Annotated in this window: 12 protein-coding genes, 2 tRNA genes, 3 rRNA genes and 1 riboswitch; of the genes, 3 read left to right on the top strand and 14 right to left on the bottom strand. The window is 58.6% G+C overall.

Going from position 1 to position 17996, the window contains the following annotated elements; genetic code table 11:
• Positions 1–6: 6 nt before the first annotated feature.
• The 6 genes from ACN9MW_RS11040 to ACN9MW_RS11015 form a co-directional block, all read right to left on the bottom strand.
• Positions 7–1374 (bottom strand): GH1 family beta-glucosidase, encoded by a 1368-nt coding sequence (locus ACN9MW_RS11040; protein WP_426170689.1) that lies wholly within the window; start codon positions 1372–1374, stop codon positions 7–9.
• A gap of 81 nt (positions 1375–1455) precedes the next feature.
• Positions 1456–2487 carry a LacI family DNA-binding transcriptional regulator gene (locus ACN9MW_RS11035; RefSeq protein ID WP_426170688.1) on the bottom strand — a complete coding sequence of 344 codons (1032 nt, stop codon included), beginning with the start codon at positions 2485–2487 and terminating at the stop codon, positions 1456–1458.
• Positions 2488–2503: 16 nt separating this feature from the next.
• A complete protein-coding gene (locus ACN9MW_RS11030; protein WP_426170686.1) occupies positions 2504–3598 on the bottom strand; it encodes an ABC transporter ATP-binding protein in 1095 nt (364 codons plus the stop codon).
• Positions 3599–3602: 4 nt separating this feature from the next.
• Entirely contained in the window at positions 3603–4448 is an 846-nt protein-coding gene (locus ACN9MW_RS11025) for a carbohydrate ABC transporter permease (RefSeq protein WP_426170684.1), read from the bottom strand.
• Positions 4445–5263: a carbohydrate ABC transporter permease gene (locus ACN9MW_RS11020; protein WP_426172170.1), complete on the bottom strand. Its 819-nt coding sequence runs from the start codon at positions 5261–5263 to the stop codon at positions 4445–4447. Before ACN9MW_RS11020 ends, ACN9MW_RS11025 begins: the two co-directional genes overlap by 4 nt.
• Before the next feature lie 15 nt (positions 5264–5278).
• On the bottom strand, positions 5279–6502 hold the full coding sequence (locus ACN9MW_RS11015) for an ABC transporter substrate-binding protein (protein WP_426170682.1): 1224 nt from the start codon (positions 6500–6502) through the stop codon (positions 5279–5281).
• A 169-nt stretch (positions 6503–6671) separates the two neighbouring features.
• Positions 6672–6766: riboswitch (glycine riboswitch) on the top strand.
• Between the two features lie 155 nt (positions 6767–6921).
• Here ACN9MW_RS11015 and ACN9MW_RS11010 point away from each other — a divergent pair.
• Together ACN9MW_RS11010 and ACN9MW_RS11005 are read left to right on the top strand one after the other, a co-directional pair.
• On the top strand, positions 6922–7566 hold the full coding sequence (locus tag ACN9MW_RS11010; protein WP_426170680.1) for a hypothetical protein: 645 nt from the start codon (positions 6922–6924) through the stop codon (positions 7564–7566).
• A 12-nt stretch (positions 7567–7578) separates the two neighbouring features.
• A complete protein-coding gene (locus tag ACN9MW_RS11005; protein WP_426170679.1) occupies positions 7579–8160 on the top strand; it encodes a C39 family peptidase in 582 nt (193 codons plus the stop codon).
• Between the two features lie 42 nt (positions 8161–8202).
• Here the strand turns inward: ACN9MW_RS11005 and ACN9MW_RS11000 are convergent, their stop codons facing one another.
• From ACN9MW_RS11000 to ACN9MW_RS10990, 3 genes are all read right to left on the bottom strand, one after another.
• Positions 8203–9285: a tetratricopeptide repeat protein gene (locus tag ACN9MW_RS11000; protein WP_426170677.1), complete on the bottom strand. Its 1083-nt coding sequence runs from the start codon at positions 9283–9285 to the stop codon at positions 8203–8205.
• 162 nt (positions 9286–9447) lie between these two features.
• Positions 9448–10647, bottom strand: coding sequence for a sensor histidine kinase (locus ACN9MW_RS10995; RefSeq protein WP_426170676.1), 1200 nt, complete (start codon positions 10645–10647; stop codon positions 9448–9450).
• Positions 10648–10666: 19 nt separating this feature from the next.
• Positions 10667–11671 (bottom strand): formylglycine-generating enzyme family protein, encoded by a 1005-nt coding sequence (locus tag ACN9MW_RS10990; RefSeq protein WP_426170675.1) that lies wholly within the window; start codon positions 11669–11671, stop codon positions 10667–10669.
• A gap of 112 nt (positions 11672–11783) precedes the next feature.
• Between ACN9MW_RS10990 and ACN9MW_RS10985 the strand changes: the two genes are divergently transcribed.
• The gene (locus ACN9MW_RS10985) at positions 11784–12557 is read left to right on the top strand and encodes a LytR/AlgR family response regulator transcription factor (protein WP_426170673.1); all 774 of its coding nucleotides are present in this window, start codon (positions 11784–11786) and stop codon (positions 12555–12557) included.
• A 68-nt stretch (positions 12558–12625) separates the two neighbouring features.
• Here ACN9MW_RS10985 and rrf read toward each other — a convergent pair.
• The 5 genes from rrf to ACN9MW_RS10960 all read right to left on the bottom strand — a co-directional run bounded on the left by rrf (position 12626) and on the right by ACN9MW_RS10960 (position 17633).
• A 5S ribosomal RNA gene (rrf, locus tag ACN9MW_RS10980) occupies positions 12626–12738 on the bottom strand.
• A gap of 86 nt (positions 12739–12824) precedes the next feature.
• Positions 12825–15696 (bottom strand): 23S ribosomal RNA (locus tag ACN9MW_RS10975).
• Between the two features lie 179 nt (positions 15697–15875).
• A tRNA-Ala gene (locus tag ACN9MW_RS10970) sits at positions 15876–15951 on the bottom strand.
• A 7-nt stretch (positions 15952–15958) separates the two neighbouring features.
• A tRNA-Ile gene (locus tag ACN9MW_RS10965) sits at positions 15959–16035 on the bottom strand.
• 67 nt (positions 16036–16102) lie between these two features.
• Positions 16103–17633, bottom strand: a 16S ribosomal RNA gene (locus ACN9MW_RS10960).
• The 16S, 23S and 5S rRNA genes sit together here with 2 tRNA genes alongside, the layout of an rRNA operon.
• Between the last annotated feature and the right edge of the window lie 363 nt (positions 17634–17996).

The following is a 17996-nucleotide window of genomic DNA, read 5'->3' as shown; positions in this document are numbered from 1 at the left end:
CTCCTTTTATGGCTGTTGCAGGAAGGCGCGATACCACTTGCCGCTTTCCTTCAGCTTTCGTTCTTGTGTTGTGTAATCGATGTGGACCAGGCCGAAACGGCGCAGGTAGCCTTCAGCCCACTCAAAATTGTCAACCAGGCTCCAGGCAAAATAGCCCCTCACCGGCACTCCGGCCGCTATCGCATCCTTCATGGCGCCCAGGTGGCGCGCCAGGTAACGGCGGCGGCCAAAGTCGGCCACGCTGCCATCGGCCAGCACTTCGTCGTCATAACAGGAGCCATTCTCGGTGATGTACAACTCCTTCGGCGCGTAATCGGCATGGATGCGGCCAAGCAGCTCACTCATGCCTTCCGGCGCCACTTCCCAGCCCATCGCAGTGGTCTCCGCGCCGGCTGGAGGCGGTAGCACGCGTGCATCCAGCGGCTCGTGGCCGGGCGCGTCGGCAACCGTTTCCGGAAAATAGTAGTTCACGCCCATGAAGTCGGTCGCCACCGCGATCGCCTCCATATCGCCCTCGTGTACCATCGGTGCCGCCACCCCAAACCGCTCCAGCGCTGCCACCGGGTAGCCGCGGCCATGCAGTGGATCGAGGAACCAGCGGTAACGCAGGCCGTCATGGCGCTCGCATGCCGCGCGATCTTCTTCGCTGGAGCTGGCTGCGCGCAGCGGATGCAGGCTGAGGGAGATGCCGGCGCGTGCTCCAGGCACGTTTTCGCGGATCAGGGGTACCGCCTTGCCATGCGAGAGCAGCACGTGGTGGCAAACCTGCAGCGCTGTGCCGAAATCAGTCAATCCTGGCGCATGCAGGCCTTCGAAATTGCCCAGGATGGCGGTGCACCAGGGCTCGTTGTGCGTAATCCAGTGTTGCACGCGGTCGCCCAGGCGGCGCGTTACAGCGTCCACGAACTCGAGGTAGCGCTGCACCGTGTCGCGTTCGGCCCAGCCGCCGCGGTCCTGCAAGTACTGCGGCAAGTCCCAGTGGTAGAGGGTGGCCCAGGGCTGGAGGCCGCGTTCCAGCATGCCGTCCACCAGGCGCGAATAGAAGTCCAGTCCCTTCCGGTTGGGTTCCTCGCCCAAACCGGAGACGATGCGCGGCCAGGCAATCGAAAAGCGGTAGGCGTTCAAGCCCATGTCGCGGGCGATGTCCAGATCCTCCGGCCAGCGGTGATAGTGATCGCAGGCCACCAGGCCGCTGGAGCCGTCGCGCACCTTGCCGGGCGTGGCGGCAAAGCGGTCCCAGATCGATTCTGCCCGGCCATCTTCCCTGCCGGCCCCCTCGATCTGGTATGACGAGGTGGCGCAGCCCCAAAGAAAATCGCGGGCGAAGTCGCTGCGCGCCGGGGCGCCTGGTTCAATCTGGTCTGGAGTAGTCATGTTCAATAGTGTACAGGAATTGGAAAGGTTTCCATATCTGGTCGAAAAAAAGGGCGCACGCGCCCTTTCTACTGGTTCAGTTCATGCAGCGGCCTTGCGCTTGGCGCTTGCCGCCTTGGCCAGGGACGCACGCAGTGTTACCGTCACGGGGAAGCTGCGCGTGACCGTGCGCCGCAAGTCGTAACAGCGGTTGAGCAAGGCGCTCAGGCCATTCATCGTCATTTCGCGCCATGGCATGTGGACGGTAGTCAGGCGTGGCGCAGAAAACTCCGCGCTTGGCGTATCGTCGTAAGCAATGACGGACAGGTCGATCGGAACGCGGATGCCCGCCTCCTGGAAATAGGACAGCGCGCCGACCGCCATTTCATCGTTGGCGCAGAACAGGGCCGTGCAGCGGTGCCCCGACTCCACCAGCTCCTTGGCCGCCGCCCAGCCGCCGGCCGGCGAAAAGTCGCTCTCGGCGACCCACATGCGGCTGGTGTCGATGCCGCCGTCCTGCAGTTCCTCCATGAAGCCCTCGATCCGCTCCACGTTGTCGGCCAGGCGCGACGGTCCGGCCACCACGGCGATATCGCGGTGCTTGTGGTCCAGAAGCGCGCGTGCCGCGAGCCGGCCGCCAAGTTTGTGGTCCACGGTGAAGCACTGGTCGGGAATGCTGGCCAGGCTGTGGTTCAGCACTACGATCCGGCCCTGCTGCGTACCCAGCGCCTCGATATCTTCGTCCTGCAAGGCGCTGGTCATCACGATCAGGCCATCGCAGCCACGCTCCATCAGGAACTGGATGCCGTCCTTGGCCTGTTTGCGTTCGTCGCCCAGGCCGACGCCGAAAGCCACCACCATGTGCAGGCCGGCCGCCCGCAGTTCGGTATCGATGATCTGCAGGATCGGCGTGTAGAAGGTGCCGCTCAGGACCGGGATATACACGCCGATCATCTGGCTGGTGCCGGTCAGCAGCGTGCGCGCCGCATGCGACGGCCGGAATCCCAGTTCGTCAATCGCCTTCTTCACCTTTTCAAGCGTGGCTGGTGACACCGAACCTTTGCCGCTGACTACACGGGAGGCGGTGCCCAGTCCTACACCCGCAAGGCGGGCTACGTCTTTGATAGTGGCCACTGGAATCCTTTTCTTCTTATAACGTCATCGCGAGCATACTTGAAGCGCCCGCCAAATCAAAGCGACTGCCGCTGTCCGGATCGAACAGCGAAGCGCGTTGTACATCAATCTCGAACGCGACCATGTCATCCGGCGCAATCGGGCGGCTGCCCTGCACGATGCAGGAGAGCTGCTTGCCGGCGCAATCGAGCCATACTACGCGATGGCTTCCCATGGGCTCGACCAGCGTGACGCGTCCCTGAATCGGGCCGGCCGGCACCAGGGAAATATGCTCCGGACGGACGCCCAATACAGCCTTGCGCCCATCGCCAGTCCCGGCATGCTCGCCCATCGCCAAGCGCAGGCTGCCGCCCGCAAACGTGCCGGTGGCATCGACTTCGCCTTCAATGAAGTTCATGGCGGGAGCACCGAGGAAGCCGGCGACGAACAGGTTTGCCGGCCGCTCGTACACCTCGCCCGGTGTGCCGACCTGCTGGATATGCCCCGCCCGCATGACGGCAATGCGGCTGGCCAGCGTCATGGCTTCCACCTGGTCGTGCGTCACATAGATCATGGTGGCGCCCAGTTGCTGGTGAAGCAGCTTCAGCTCGCGCCGCAAATCGGTACGCAGCTTCGCATCGAGATTGGAAAGCGGCTCGTCGAACAGGTAAACGCCGGCCTCGCGCACCAGCGCGCGGCCAATCGCCACTCGTTGCCGCTGCCCTCCCGAAAGGGCCGCCGGTTTACGGCCAAGCAGGTCGCCCAGGTGCAGCATGGCTGCCGCGCGGTCAACGCGGCGCCTGATTTCCGCCTTCGCCACACCCGCAATGCGCAGGCCGAACGACATGTTCTTTTCGACCGTCATGGTCGGATACAGGGCGTAGGACTGGAATACCATGCCGATCCCGCGCTCGCTCGGATCCGAGCGCGACATGTCCTTGCCGCCGATCTCGATCGTGCCACCGCTGGCTTCCGTCAGCCCCGCAATGCTGTGCAACAAGGTCGACTTGCCGCAACCGGAGGGCCCGAGCAGGACCAGGAACTCGCCCTCCTCCACCTCCAGATCCAGGCCCCGGATAATGGCGTTGCCGCCAAGGCTAATGTCCAGTTTTTTAAGACTTACGTTCGACATCCGTTCAACCTTTCACAGCGCCGGCTGCGATGCCGCGCACGAACCAGCGGCCCGACAGGAAATAAATCGTCAAGGGCACCAGTGCCGTCAGGATCGTGGCCGCCATATTGACGTTGTAAAGACGCGTGCCTGTCGTCGTATTGATCACATTGTTCAACTGCACCGTCATTGGCAAGTTGTCGCGCCCGGCAAAAACCAGGCCCAGGATATAGTCGTTCCATACACCGGTAAGCTGCATGATCGCCGCCACTACCAGCATCGGTACCGACAAGGGCAGCATCACGTGCCGGAAGATGCGCCAGAAACCGCCGCCATCGATACGCGCGGCATGGAACAGCTCCTGCGGCAGCGCCGCGTAGTAATTGCGGAACAGCAGCGTCAGCACCGGCATGCCGAACACCAGGTGCACGATCACAATGGCAGGCAACGAACCAAAGACACCCAGGCCGGCCATCATGCGCACCAGCGGATAGATCATCACTTGTACCGGTACAAAGGCTCCCAGCAACAGGATGCCGAACAACAGATTCGCGCCGCGCGGCCGCCAGAAAGACAAGGCATAACCATTCAGCGCTCCCAGCGCAATCGGCAGCATCGTGCTTGGCACGGCGATACGCACCGAATTCCAGAACCCGCCCTGCACCCCCTCGCAAGCCGCGCCGGTGCATGCCTCGCTCCAGGCAGCCCGCCAGGCGTCCAGCGTGGGCACCTGCGGCAAGGCGAAAATATTCCCCAGCCGGATCTCATCCATCGATTTCAGCGAAGTCGCCAGCATCACGTACAGCGGCAGCAGGAAGAACAGCGCCGCGCTGGCCAGGAAGGCGTAAAGCCCGATACGCGCCGTCTTCATGCCCTGCCTCTCCTGCTGCGGGCATAAGCCCATGGCGCCAGCAGGGCCAGCACCGTCAGGAGCAACACCACAGCGCCGGCCGAGGCCAGGCCGATATTCGCGCGCAGGAACAGGTGATCCATGATGAATTTCGCCGGCACTTCGCTTGCCGTACCCGGTCCGCCCTGCGTCATCGACACGACGGCGTCGTATAGCTTCACCACCATGGTCGCCAGCAGGATGAAAACGGTCGCCAGGGTTGGCGCCAGCATCGGCAGAATGATAGAAACATAGACGCGCCAGGCCGGAATGCCGTCCAGTCGCGCAGCCTTCCATATTTCCGGATCAACGCCGCGCAGGCCGGCCAGCATCAGCGCCATGACGAAACCCGATGCCTGCCACACCGACGCCAGCACCACCGTATAGAGCACCATGTCCTGGTCCACCAGCCAGTCAATCTCAACGCCCGGCATGCCGCCGGGCGTCAGGATCCACTGCCACACCAGCCCCGTCGCGACAAATGACATCGCATACGGGTACAGGAACAGGGTGCGCAGTGCACCCTCGCCGGCAACCTGCCGATCGATCGCGGCAGCCAGCAGAAAGCCGATCACCATGCAGGCCAGCACGAACAGCACGCCAAACAACGCCAGGTTGTGCAGCGACAGCAGCCAGCGCTCATTGTCGAACAGGCGCTCATACTGCGCCATGCCAACCAGCTTGCTGGTCGCGATGCTGCGCGAACTGGTGAGGGATACGTAGAACGTCCAGGCGAAGGAGCCGAGGTAGCCCACGCATACCGTCAGCAACATCGGCAACAGCGCCGCATAAGACATGGCTCGACGCACCGCTCAGTTCCTCAGCGCCGCAGCAAGCGCCTTCTGCGCCTTGTCAACCGTCATCGATGTGTTCCAGTACGCGGTCAGCGCGTCCTGGACTGCACCGTTCTGGTCGGGAGTCAGGTAGATTTCGGGCGCCCCGACCTGTCGATTGCGGTCGCGCATGATGGCGGCGCCCGCGCGGGCGCAGGCGTCGAGCTGGCTGGTATCGGCATCCACACGCGGAGGCACCGAGCCTTTGAGTTTGTTGAAGCTCACCTGTGTCGCAGGCGCCAGCAGCACTTTGGTCATCAGCTTCTGTGCCTGCTGCACTACCGCCTGCTCCGAACGAGGAAAGACGAAAGCGTCGCCCTGGATCAGGTACGGCGAATTCGCGCCAAGGCCCGCGATGCAGCCGTAATCGACGCCGGGCGCCATTTTTGCATTGCTGAATTCGCCCTTGGCCCAATCCCCCATGATCTGCATGCCCGCCTTGCCGCTAACCAGCATTGCGGTCGCGTCATTCCAGTTGCGGCCCGGTGACGCGGGATCGACATAGGATTGCAGGCGCTTGAAGGCCAGCAGCACTTTGCGCACCGGTTCGGAATTGATCGCACGCTGGTCGCGATCGCGCATCACTTGCAGGTAGAGCTGGCGCCCTCCCATGTTTGCCAGCAGCGATGCGAACAGAATGTGCTCCTGCCACGCCTGCCCGCCATGCGCCAGCGGCACCAGGCCCGCGGCCTTCAGTTTATCCAGCGCGGCAAAAAGTTCGTCGACGGTTGCAGGTTCTTTTGCGATGCCGGCCTTTTTGAAGGCGGCCCTGGAATACCAGATCCAGGTCTGCATGTGGATGTTCATCGGCATCGCGTAGTAATGGCCATCGATGCGGATGGTGTTGACGATCGGTTCCGGCAGCGTGGATTCCCAGCGCTCCTGGCGTGCGACATCATCCAGTTGCACCAGCATGTCCTGGTCCACTATATCGAGGAACTGCTTGGAAATATTGAACTGCGCTGCAGCAGGCGCCTTGCCTCCAACCATGCGATTGAGGGTCACCGCGCGAGCCTGCTCGCCACCGGCAATCGCCGTATCGATCCATGTGCCGCCGGCGGCACGATAGGCACTTGCGAGCTGCTTGACGGCAGCGGATTCACCGACTGACGTCCACCAATGGATCACTTCTGCGCTTGGCCCGGCAGCCTGCGCGGAGGTGGCGCCGAACGCCATTGCACAAGCAAATAACTGCTTAAACATCCCGTCTCCTCTGTGTGCCGCTTATTTTTGGAAACGTTACCAATTTCCCAGGCGAGTGTCAATAGAATAACAGGAAAGTCCTTCTTGGCGAAAACGCAACGTGTATCGGAAAACGATTGAAATCGAATAAATCCCTGGGATATCCTGATTTCGCTGCCGGAGCATTCCGGTCGCGCGATCGGGAGAGTTTGTCCCACCCATGGACAACGCCGAAGGAGCAAGCCGCCCCCGGAATCTCTCAGGCCAAAGGACCGGTCGCGTGTTTTCACAACTCTGAAGAGCCGCCGGCAAGGGTAAGCGCCGGCGCACCGAAGGAGCAAGCAGGCCGCCAACGCCTGTGAAACTCTCAGGTCCAGCACAGAGGGGGCAATCACCTCGCACCTCAAGAACATCTGATCAACCTTCAGAGGAGTAGTCACATGCATACGCATCGACTCTGGCTGCGCATTGCCTGCGCAGCGATGTTGGCCGCCCCGTTCCTGGCAAAAGCAGACAACGGCGCGGCATTGCAGGCCGCCAAACGCGGACTCGTACAATTCGCCGAGCACCAGCAGGCGATTCGCCCCGGCAGCGCACCGGTCGACTTCCCGCTCGATATCACGGACGTGGGCGACTTGAAGCAAGCCACGGTCGGCCACGGTTTCGAGGTCTACACCGTCGACCCGAAAGACCTGCTGGCGCGCGGCGACCTGGCATCCCTAGCCAAGCCTACCGGCGAATGGCGCTTCGTCATTTCCCTGCACGGGAAGCCCATCGGACTGGCGACTGTCCAGCGTGTGAACGGCCGTTATGAAACCGTCGCCTATGGCGCCTCCATCCTCGCAAAAGACGTGGATGCTGCGATGGCGGTTCACGGCAACAGCGCGCGTTCCAACCTGCGCTTCATCCGCATCTACCAGGCCCGCGCCGACCTGCTGGAAGTGGACCACGCCAAGTTCGCGCCGCTGCACTCGGCTCGCGAATCGCTGCTGCTTCAGAAGAACGGCAACCAGCTGGTCGACGGCACGGAATTGCTGGAGCCATTGCGCGCCGCCGTCAAAGCCAACATTGAAGCATTTCGCTAAGGAGGACCGACTATGAAAATCGCAAAAATCGTGGCCGGTGCAGCGCTGGTGCTTGCCCTGCCCTCAGCCTTCGCGCAATGGCGTACCTTGAACGTCCCGCTGGTGACGCAGGAACACAGCCAGTGGTGCTGGGCAGGCTCCAGCAAAGCGGTCCTGAACTACTACAGCCGTACTCCCAGCCAATGCCAGATCGTGAACTGGGCTTACGGCATCAACTACGCCTGCGGCAACAGCACCTTCAACTGGAACAGCTACGCCAACCGGCCGAACAATATGTACGGCACGTCCGGCAGCGTCCAGAACATCCTGTACAACTGGGGCGTGCCAAACACGGCGATCAACAACTACCTGTCGTGGAATTCGGTGGTGAATGAGATCAATGGCAACCGCCCCTTCGTGATCCGCTACGGCTGGACCAATGGCGGGGGGCATATCATGGTGGGACGCGGTTACGAAACCTACAACGGAACCAACTACATCTACATCATGAACCCGTGGCCAGGCGAAGGACAGACCTACCGCACCTTTGCATCGGCCGTCAGCGCCTATGACCACAATTGGACGCACACGCAACGCATGAACGTCAGCCCTTAAACAAAAAAGCCCGCCGGCAAACGCCTGGCGGGCTTTTTCATGTCAGTTGCTGCCGCCCAGTTGTTCCAGCTTGGCGGCCCATTTCTTCGACTCGTCGACGTTGCGGGCGGTACCGACGCCATTCTCGAGCAGGTAGACCAGCTTGCGGATAGCAGTGATTTCTCCCTGCTCCGCCGCCTGGCGATAGTAGCTTGCGGCCTGGGTGTAGTCCTTCTTCACGCCTTGCCCCATCCAGTACATGCCAGCCAGCCTGACTTGCGCTTGCGCGCTACCCAGCTTTGCCGCCTGCTGGTAGACCACCGCGGCCTGCGCCAGGTCGACCGGGCCGCCCTTGCCCAGGTCGAGCATGACGGCGAGGTTGGTGGCGGCATCCTTGTTGTCCTGTGCAGCAGCTTTGCTGAACCATGCGCGGGCCTGCGCCAGGTCCTGCGCAACGCCGTCGCCGTTGGAATACAGCAGCCCCGCGTAGAACTGCGCCATCGCATGTCCCTGCGCGGCAGCTTTCAGGTACCACTCCAGCGCCTGGGCAGGGTCCTTCGGCACCGTGTTACCGGTGTGATAGGCCACTGCAAGGTCGTACTGGGCGTTGGCATCTCCAGTCACGGCGCGCTTGCGGATTGGCGCAAGAGGACCGGCCGCCTGGCGCTCCATTGCTGCGATCAGGTCCAGCGCCTCCTGTGCACTCTTGCTGCCGGCGGCGGCGGCCTTCTGGTACCACTGCTTTGCCTGCGCCTGGTCGGCGGGAACTCCCCGGCCTTCGAAATACATGCCTGCCACCTGCTCGATCGCTGCAACATCATTCTGTTCGATCGCCTTGCGCAGCAAGGCCAGTGCACCGGCGCCGTCCTGCTTGATGCCGCGGCCAGCGGCCATCAGGCCAGCCAGTTGGCGCATCGCAGGTACGCTGCCCTGGTCCACAGCACGCGAGTACCATTTCACGGCCTCGACATCGTTCTGGTCGGTACCCTGTCCGCGCTCGTACATCATGCCCAGGTTGAACTGTACGTTCGGGTCATTGCTGCGTGTGGCTTGCTCAAAGAACCCTCGGAAAGCGCGCGCGTAATTGCCTTTTGCGTACTCTTCATTAGGGGTGCGGGAAAATGCCTGCGCATGTGCAAAATGCACGGGGAAGTGCAGACAAGCCAGGAGTGCTACGTACCGGAACTTCAACGCCATATTATGTTTCTGCTAGGTGGAAAATGAAAATTATATGAATTTTCCATTAAGCAACATAATATAAATGAAAACTTTGATGCTTTTCCACAACAAAGTCCCGCTGGCACATGGCTAGCGGGATTTTCCAATAAGTGCCTGACGATAGCCCGCTTTCACAGCGGTTTCAGCGCTAGCTTGTTTAAACGCCTGGCTGCCGGAGTAAGGCAAGGTAAGCGATGACCGTGTTCCCTCTTCCAGCGCGGCCAACTCCAGCGAGGCTTGTGCGCCGTAGCGGGTGTGCAACCGTGCCCGGATATTCGCCAGGGCGACGCCGCTGCCCAGTCGCACCGGACGCCGCGCATGATGTAATCCAAGCCCATCGTCGTCGATTCGAATATTCAGTTGCCCGTCCTTGACGTCGGCAAACAGGCGCACCGTGCCACCCTCCAGCTTCGGCTCGAGCCCGTGGTGCACGGCGTTCTCAACCAACGGCTGCAGCAGCAGCGGCGGCAGCACCGCCTTGCGCGCTTGTTCGCTCACGTCGATCGAAAAGCGCAACCGGTCTCCCATCCGGATCTGCATCAATTGCAGATAATTGTGTGCAGTCTCCAGCTCGACGTCCAGCGTGCTGTCGCTCGCCCGCATCTGGCCGAGGCTGGCGCGCAGATAGTCGGTAAACGATTCAAGCATCAACTGCGCGCGCGGCGCATCGATGGCAATCAGGCTTTGTACATTGGCCAGGGTATTGAACAGGAAGTGCGGCTCGATCTGCGCCTGCAACATGCGCAATTGCGATTCGGCCGCCTGCTGTGCCAACGCATTCTCCTTCGCCCGCAGCAGCCACCAGATCCAGTTCGCTGCCACAATGAAAAGCGCAAAGATCAAGAACTTGAGCTGGACCATGGGGACAGCAGACAGCTTCTTCCAAAGGTTGAGATTGTACGGATACCCCAATAGCATATAGCCCAGGCGCACGCCCACGGCCATGCCTGCGATCAATAGCACACTCACGACTGCTGCCGCGCGCCAGTCCGGCCGGGCCGACAGCGCATCGAGCTTCGCGCCTGGCAGCAACAGTTCGAAGCCGCGCAGCATGAACATCATTGTGCATGCCGCGCACAGTCCGAGCAGCAGATTGGTGCGTAACGACGAGGCCATCCAGCCCTGGGCATCGCTGCCCATCAAGAAGACCGACAGCCCCATCAATGCCATTGCAACGCTGAGCCCCAGGACGCTCCCCACCAGCAACCGCGCCCACCACGGATCGACGCGCTCCTTCTTCAGGACCAGGAAGGTGCGCAGCGTATATTTCAGGGTTTGTATGATCGTCATGGGGCGACAGTGTAACGGCTCAGTTCCTGGGCGGCTTGATTTCCGCAAGAGCGCTGCGCCGTTCGCGCTCGATGCGCTGTGCCTGCGCCAGCTCCACTTCGAATGCGCTTGGCTTATCGCTAGAAGCCTGCCCCCCTCCCAAGTCTTCGGCGATGCGGAAGCCCTCTAAGCCACCGATGAAATCAGGCGCCGTGAAGCCGCGCATCGAGGCGTGGAAACCGCGCCAGTGCCAAGTGCCGCCGCGCAGTCCGCGCGCCTTGCAGGCTCCGCTCACCCAGGCACTGCCATCCTTCGGCGCACCGTTATAATCATCGTGTTCGCAGTCTTGCAGGAATTCGGCGACATTTCCAAGCGTATCGTACAGCCCGAAGGCATTCGGTTCGTACATGCCGACGATACTGGCGTACTCGGCTTTGTCGTCGCACGGAATGACGCCGACGTGGTTCATTGACTCCAGCCCGAAGTCGCGCCGGATCGCAGCCTCGGCCGAGCGGTCGCCTAGATTGCCATAGCGGCACGCCTGGGCTTCGTCGTTGCCAAAGAAGTAGCGCTGGGTGCTGCCAGCGCGATGCGCGTATTCCCATTCAGCCTCGGTCGGCAAGCGATACTTCTTGCCGGTTTCCTTGGCCAGCCATTTGACATAGGCGTCGGCGCCGTTCCAGCCAATGCAGGTTGCCGGTTCGAACTTGCTCATCGACTGCAGCGTGGTGGCCACAGGATATTCTCCCGGAATGCTGAGAAACCAACTCCTCGACGCCATTTGTGTGCACATGCGCGGGGTGCGGTAATTGGTGGCCTCGACAAAACGCTGGAATTCAGCGGCAGTGACTTCATACTTCCCCAACCTGAACGACTTGATGGCCACCGCATGCACCGGCTGCGAGTTGGCCTTGCGATCGCTTCCCATCATGAACTCGCCGGCCTTGATGGTGACCATCGGCGGTTCGATCGGCATGACCTTGTCGGTCGCGAAAGCGGGCACTGCCCAAAGCAAGGCGGACATCAGGACGATATTTTTTGGCATTGCATTCCTTCTTCGTTGGTTGAGATGAAAGAAGGATTCCAGAACCCGCACGCGACGCCACGCGCTAAGCGACGAATCGACAATCGAGCCGACGAGTGGCTACAATGCCGCCATGACTTCTAAACTGGATACGCAATCGCCATGGCGCGCCTTGATCGCCGATGACGAGGCGCACCTGGCGCAGTACTTGTGCAGCCAGTTGGCATTGCTATGGCCCGAGCTCGAGATCGTGCATGTCGCGCGCAATGGCATTGAAGCTGCCGAACGTATCGCTGCGCTCGCGCCCGACCTGGCGTTCCTGGATATACAGATGCCGGGCATGAACGGGCTCGAGGTGGCTCAGGGAATCGAAGGACCAACGCGCGTGGTGTTCGTGACCGCTTATGATGAATACGCGGTCGAGGCGTTTGATCACGCGGCACTGGACTATGTTCTCAAGCCGCTCAAGAACGAAAGGCTGGCACGTACGCTGGAGCGGATCAAGGCGGCGCGCGCCTCCGTGCAACCCGACGCGCGCCTGGCCGATGCTCTGGCACGCCTGATGGCGCCGCCCCAGCAACCGCGCCTGCGCTACATCCGCGCGGCGCGCGGCGAACTGACATCGCAGGTGGCGGTCGACGACATCATGTTCTTCCATGCCGACGACAAGTACACGGTGGTCACCACCGCCGCCGGCGAGCACCTGATCCGTACCACCATCACCGACCTCGCATCACAGCTCGATCCGAACCAGTTCTGGCAAGTCCACCGCTCCACCCTGATTAACCTGGCTTTCGTGGAAGGCACCCGGCGCGACGAGGCCAGCCGCCTGTTCGTACGCATGAAAGGGCAAGCGAAGGAACTGCCGGTCAGCCGTGCGTTCGTACACTTGTTCAAGGCGATGTAGCTGATTCTCCTGCTCGGAAAAGCAAAAAGGCCCGCTAGCTTATGCTTAGCGGGCCTCTTCTAATAAGAGCCTGACGATAACCTACTTTCACACTGGTTGCAGCACTATCATCGGCGCAGAGTCGTTTCACGGTCCTGTTCGGGATGGGAAGGGGTGGGACCGACTTGCTATGGTCATCAGGCATGACTTGTCAACAATCGGGAAGAAGTAAAAGTGGGGGTAGTGTTCTCAAACACTGTGTAAGTGCTACATAACCGTCAAGGTTATAGGGACAAGCCGTACGGGCAATTAGTATCAGTTAGCTTAATGCATTACTGCACTTCCACACCTGACCTATCAACGTCCTGGTCTCGAACGACCCTTCAAGGAGCTCAAGGCTCCGGGAAATCTCATCTTAAGGCAAGTTTCCCGCTTAGATGCTTTCAGCGGTTATCTCTTCCGAACTTAGCTACCCGGCAATGCCACTGGCGTGACAACCGGTACACCAGAGGTTCGTCCACTCCGGTCCTCTCGTACTAGGAGCAGCCCCCTTCAAATTTCCAACGCCCACGGCAGATAGGGACCAAACTGTCTCACGACGTTTTAAACCCAGCTCACGTACCACTTTAAATGGCGAACAGCCATACCCTTGGGACCGGCTACAGCCCCAGGATGTGATGAGCCGACATCGAGGTGCCAAACTCCCCCGTCGATATGAACTCTTGGGAGGAATCAGCCTGTTATCCCCAGAGTACCTTTTATCCGTTGAGCGATGGCCCTTCCATACAGAACCACCGGATCACTATGTCCTACTTTCGTACCTGCTCGACTTGTCGGTCTCGCAGTTAAGCACGCTTATGCCATTGCACTATTAGCACGATGTCCGACCGTACCTAGCGTACCTTCGAACTCCTCCGTTACCGTTTGGGAGGAGACCGCCCCAGTCAAACTGCCTACCATGCACTGTCCCCGATCCGGATCACGGACCAAGGTTAGAACCTCAAACAAACCAGGGTGGTATTTCAAGGATGGCTCCATAGGAACTGGCGTCCCTACTTCAAAGCCTCCCACCTATCCTACACAGATTGGTTCAAAGTCCAATGCAAAGCTACAGTAAAGGTTCATGGGGTCTTTCCGTCTAGCCGCGGGTAGATTGCATCATCACAAACACTTCAACTTCGCTGAGTCTCGGGAGGAGACAGTGTGGCCATCGTTACGCCATTCGTGCAGGTCGGAACTTACCCGACAAGGAATTTCGCTACCTTAGGACCGTTATAGTTACGGCCGCCGTTTACTGGGACTTCAATCAAGAGCTTGCACCCCATCATTTAATCTTCCAGCACCGGGCAGGCGTCACACCCTATACGTCCACTTTCGTGTTTGCAGAGTGCTGTGTTTTTATTAAACAGTCGCAGCCACCAGTTTATTGCAACCTTTTCGCCCTTCCACAGTAAAGTGGTCAAGCTACCGAGGCGTACCTTATCCCGAAGTTACGGTACCAATTTGCCGAGTTCCTTCTCCCGAGTTCTCTCAAGCGCCTTAGAATACTCATCTCGCCCACCTGTGTCGGTTTGCGGTACGGTCTCGTATGACTGAAGCTTAGAGGCTTTTCTTGGAACCACTTCCGATTGCTTCGCGAACAAGTTCGCTCGTCCCAGTCCCTTGAATTACGCGCCCGGATTTGCCTAAGCGCCTTCTATGAACCAGGAACTGCCTATTCCAACAGGCAGACAACCTTCCGCGATCCGTCCCCCCATCGCATCATACGACGGTGCAGGAATATTAACCTGCTTCCCATCAGCTACGCATCTCTGCCTCGCCTTAGGGGCCGACTCACCCTGCTCCGATGAACGTTGAACAGGAAACCTTGGGCTTACGGCGTGCGGGCTTTTCACCCGCATTATCGCTACTCATGTCAGCATTCGCACTTCTGATACCTCCAGCATCCTTTACAAGACACCTTCGCAGGCTTACAGAACGCTCTCCTACCATATCCTTGCGGATATCCGCAGCTTCGGTGACTGGCTTAGCCCCGTTACATCTTCCGCGCAGGACGACTCGATCAGTGAGCTATTACGCTTTCTTTAAATGATGGCTGCTTCTAAGCCAACATCCTGACTGTTTTAGCCTTCCCACTTCGTTTTCCACTTAGCCAATCTTTGGGACCTTAGCTGGCGGTCTGGGTTGTTTCCCTCTTGACACCGGACGTTAGCACCCGATGTCTGTCTCCCAAGCTCGCACTCAACGGTATTCGGAGTTTGCAATGGTTTGGTAAGTCGCGATGACCCCCTAGCCATAACAGTGCTCTACCCCCGTCGGTGATACTTGAGGCACTACCTAAATAGTTTTCGGAGAGAACCAGCTATTTCCAAGTTTGTTTAGCCTTTCACCCCTATCCACAGCTCATCCCCTAATTTTTCAACATTAGTGGGTTCGGTCCTCCAGTGCGTGTTACCGCACCTTCAACCTGGCCATGGATAGATCACTTGGTTTCGGGTCTACACCCAGCGACTGGCGCCCTGTTCGGACTCGATTTCTCTACGGCTCCCCTATCTGGTTAACCTCGCCACTGAATGTAAGTCGCTGACCCATTATACAAAAGGTACGCCGTCACCCCTTACGAGGCTCCGACTGTTTGTATGCACACGGTTTCAGGATCTATTTCACTCCCCTCCCGGGGTTCTTTTCGCCTTTCCCTCACGGTACTGGTTCACTATCGGTCGATTACGAGTATTTAGCCTTGGAGGATGGTCCCCCCATGTTCAGACAGGATTTCTCGTGTCCCGCCCTACTTGTCGTACGCTTAGTACCACCGCTTGGATTTCATGTACGGGGCTATCACCCGCTATGGCCAGAGTTTCCAATCTATTCCATTATCCAAACGACTATCACGTACAGGCTCTTCCCATTTCGCTCGCCACTACTTTGGGAATCTCGGTTGATTTCTTTTCCTGCAGCTACTTAGATGTTTCAGTTCGCCGCGTTCGCTTCACACACCTATGTATTCAGTGAGTGATGACCTATAAGGCCGGGTTTCCCCATTCGGAAATCTTCGGATCAAAGCTTGTTTGTCAGCTCCCCGAAGCTTATCGCAGACTTCTACGTCCTTCATCGCCTGTAATCGCCAAGGCATCCGCCATGTGCACTTATTCACTTGTCCCTATAACCTTGACGGCTATCAGTTACAAGCACTTACTACTGTGTTTGATGAGTTTTACTACTACCCTAAGTAATATCTTTCGATATCGCTTAATAAAACTTTTACTTCTTCCAGATTGTTAAAGAACGATGAACATTTAAGCGTTCAAACCTAAGCGGCTACGCTTACGTTTGAAAACTTGGTGGAGGATGACGGGATCGAACCGACGACCCCCTGCTTGCAAAGCAGGTGCTCTCCCAGCTGAGCTAATCCCCCATTGGTTTGGTAGGGCTGGTTGGGCTCGAACCAACGACCCCCGCGTTATCAACACGGTGCTCTAACCAGCTGAGCTACAGCCCCAACATTGCTGTTCTTCGTATTACAACAGTCGATAAGTGTGAACGTTTGAGTCTGATGCCGACTCTAGAAAGGAGGTGATCCAGCCGCACCTTCCGATACGGCTACCTTGTTACGACTTCACCCCAGTCACGAATCCTACCGTGGTAAGCGCCCTCCTTGCGGTTAAGCTACCTACTTCTGGTAAAACCCGCTCCCATGGTGTGACGGGCGGTGTGTACAAGACCCGGGAACGTATTCACCGCGACATGCTGATCCGCGATTACTAGCGATTCCAACTTCATGTAGTCGAGTTGCAGACTACAATCCGGACTACGATACACTTTCTGGGATTAGCTCCCCCTCGCGGGTTGGCGGCCCTCTGTATGTACCATTGTATGACGTGTGAAGCCCTACCCATAAGGGCCATGAGGACTTGACGTCATCCCCACCTTCCTCCGGTTTGTCACCGGCAGTCTCATTAGAGTGCTCTTGCGTAGCAACTAATGACAAGGGTTGCGCTCGTTGCGGGACTTAACCCAACATCTCACGACACGAGCTGACGACAGCCATGCAGCACCTGTGTGCAGGTTCTCTTTCGAGCACTCCCGGATCTCTCCAGGATTCCTGCCATGTCAAGGGTAGGTAAGGTTTTTCGCGTTGCATCGAATTAATCCACATCATCCACCGCTTGTGCGGGTCCCCGTCAATTCCTTTGAGTTTTAATCTTGCGACCGTACTCCCCAGGCGGTCTACTTCACGCGTTAGCTGCGTTACTAAGTCAATTAAGACCCAACAACTAGTAGACATCGTTTAGGGCGTGGACTACCAGGGTATCTAATCCTGTTTGCTCCCCACGCTTTCGTGCATGAGCGTCAGTTTTGACCCAGGGGGCTGCCTTCGCCATCGGTGTTCCTCCACATCTCTACGCATTTCACTGCTACACGTGGAATTCTACCCCCCTCTGCCAAACTCTAGCCTCGCAGTCTCCATCGCCATTCCCAGGTTAAGCCCGGGGATTTCACGACAGACTTACGAAACCGCCTGCGCACGCTTTACGCCCAGTAATTCCGATTAACGCTTGCACCCTACGTATTACCGCGGCTGCTGGCACGTAGTTAGCCGGTGCTTATTCTTCAGGTACCGTCAGCAGTCGTGGGTATTAGCCACGACCTTTTCTTCCCTGACAAAAGAGCTTTACAACCCGAAGGCCTTCTTCACTCACGCGGCATTGCTGGATCAGGGTTGCCCCCATTGTCCAAAATTCCCCACTGCTGCCTCCCGTAGGAGTCTGGACCGTGTCTCAGTTCCAGTGTGGCTGGTCGTCCTCTCAGACCAGCTACTGATCGTTGCCTTGGTGAGCCTTTACCTCACCAACTAGCTAATCAGATATCGGCCGCTCCAGGAGCACAAGGCCTTGCGGTCCCCTGCTTTCATCCTTAGATCGTATGCGGTATTAGCGTAACTTTCGCTACGTTATCCCCCACTCTTGGGTACGTTCCGATATATTACTCACCCGTTCGCCACTCGCCGCCAGGCCGAAGCCCGCGCTGCCGTTCGACTTGCATGTGTAAAGCATGCCGCCAGCGTTCAATCTGAGCCAGGATCAAACTCTTCAGTTCAATCTCTGTTTTTGCCGCATTTCTGCGGCAGGTCACTCACTCAAAATACTGACGAAATCTCTTTCGAGATTTACGTTTATTTTGTGCGAGCGTTATAACGTATATTTTGAGCATCGGACCCGAAGGTCCGGGCATATCGTCAAACGCCCACACTTATCGACTGTTGATTTTTAAAGATCGCTGCTTTTATTTAACGAAGCGTTGTGTTCGTTGCAGCAGAGAAGCGAGATTATGCAATGTTTCGAATAACTCGTCAACCCCATCTTTTCCTCGTTTCGCTTCGCTGAGTTGTCAGCGCTGCGTTGCGAGGGACAGAACTATAGCAAACGATCCGGCTGTCCGCAAGGGCCTTCTTCTATTCCC

This window comes from Pseudoduganella sp. R-34, from assembly GCF_049904655.1.
GTDB lineage: Bacteria > Pseudomonadota > Gammaproteobacteria > Burkholderiales > Burkholderiaceae_D > Rugamonas.
Note: the sequence above shows the minus strand (reverse complement) of the source record. Positions and strands in the feature narration are given on the sequence as shown.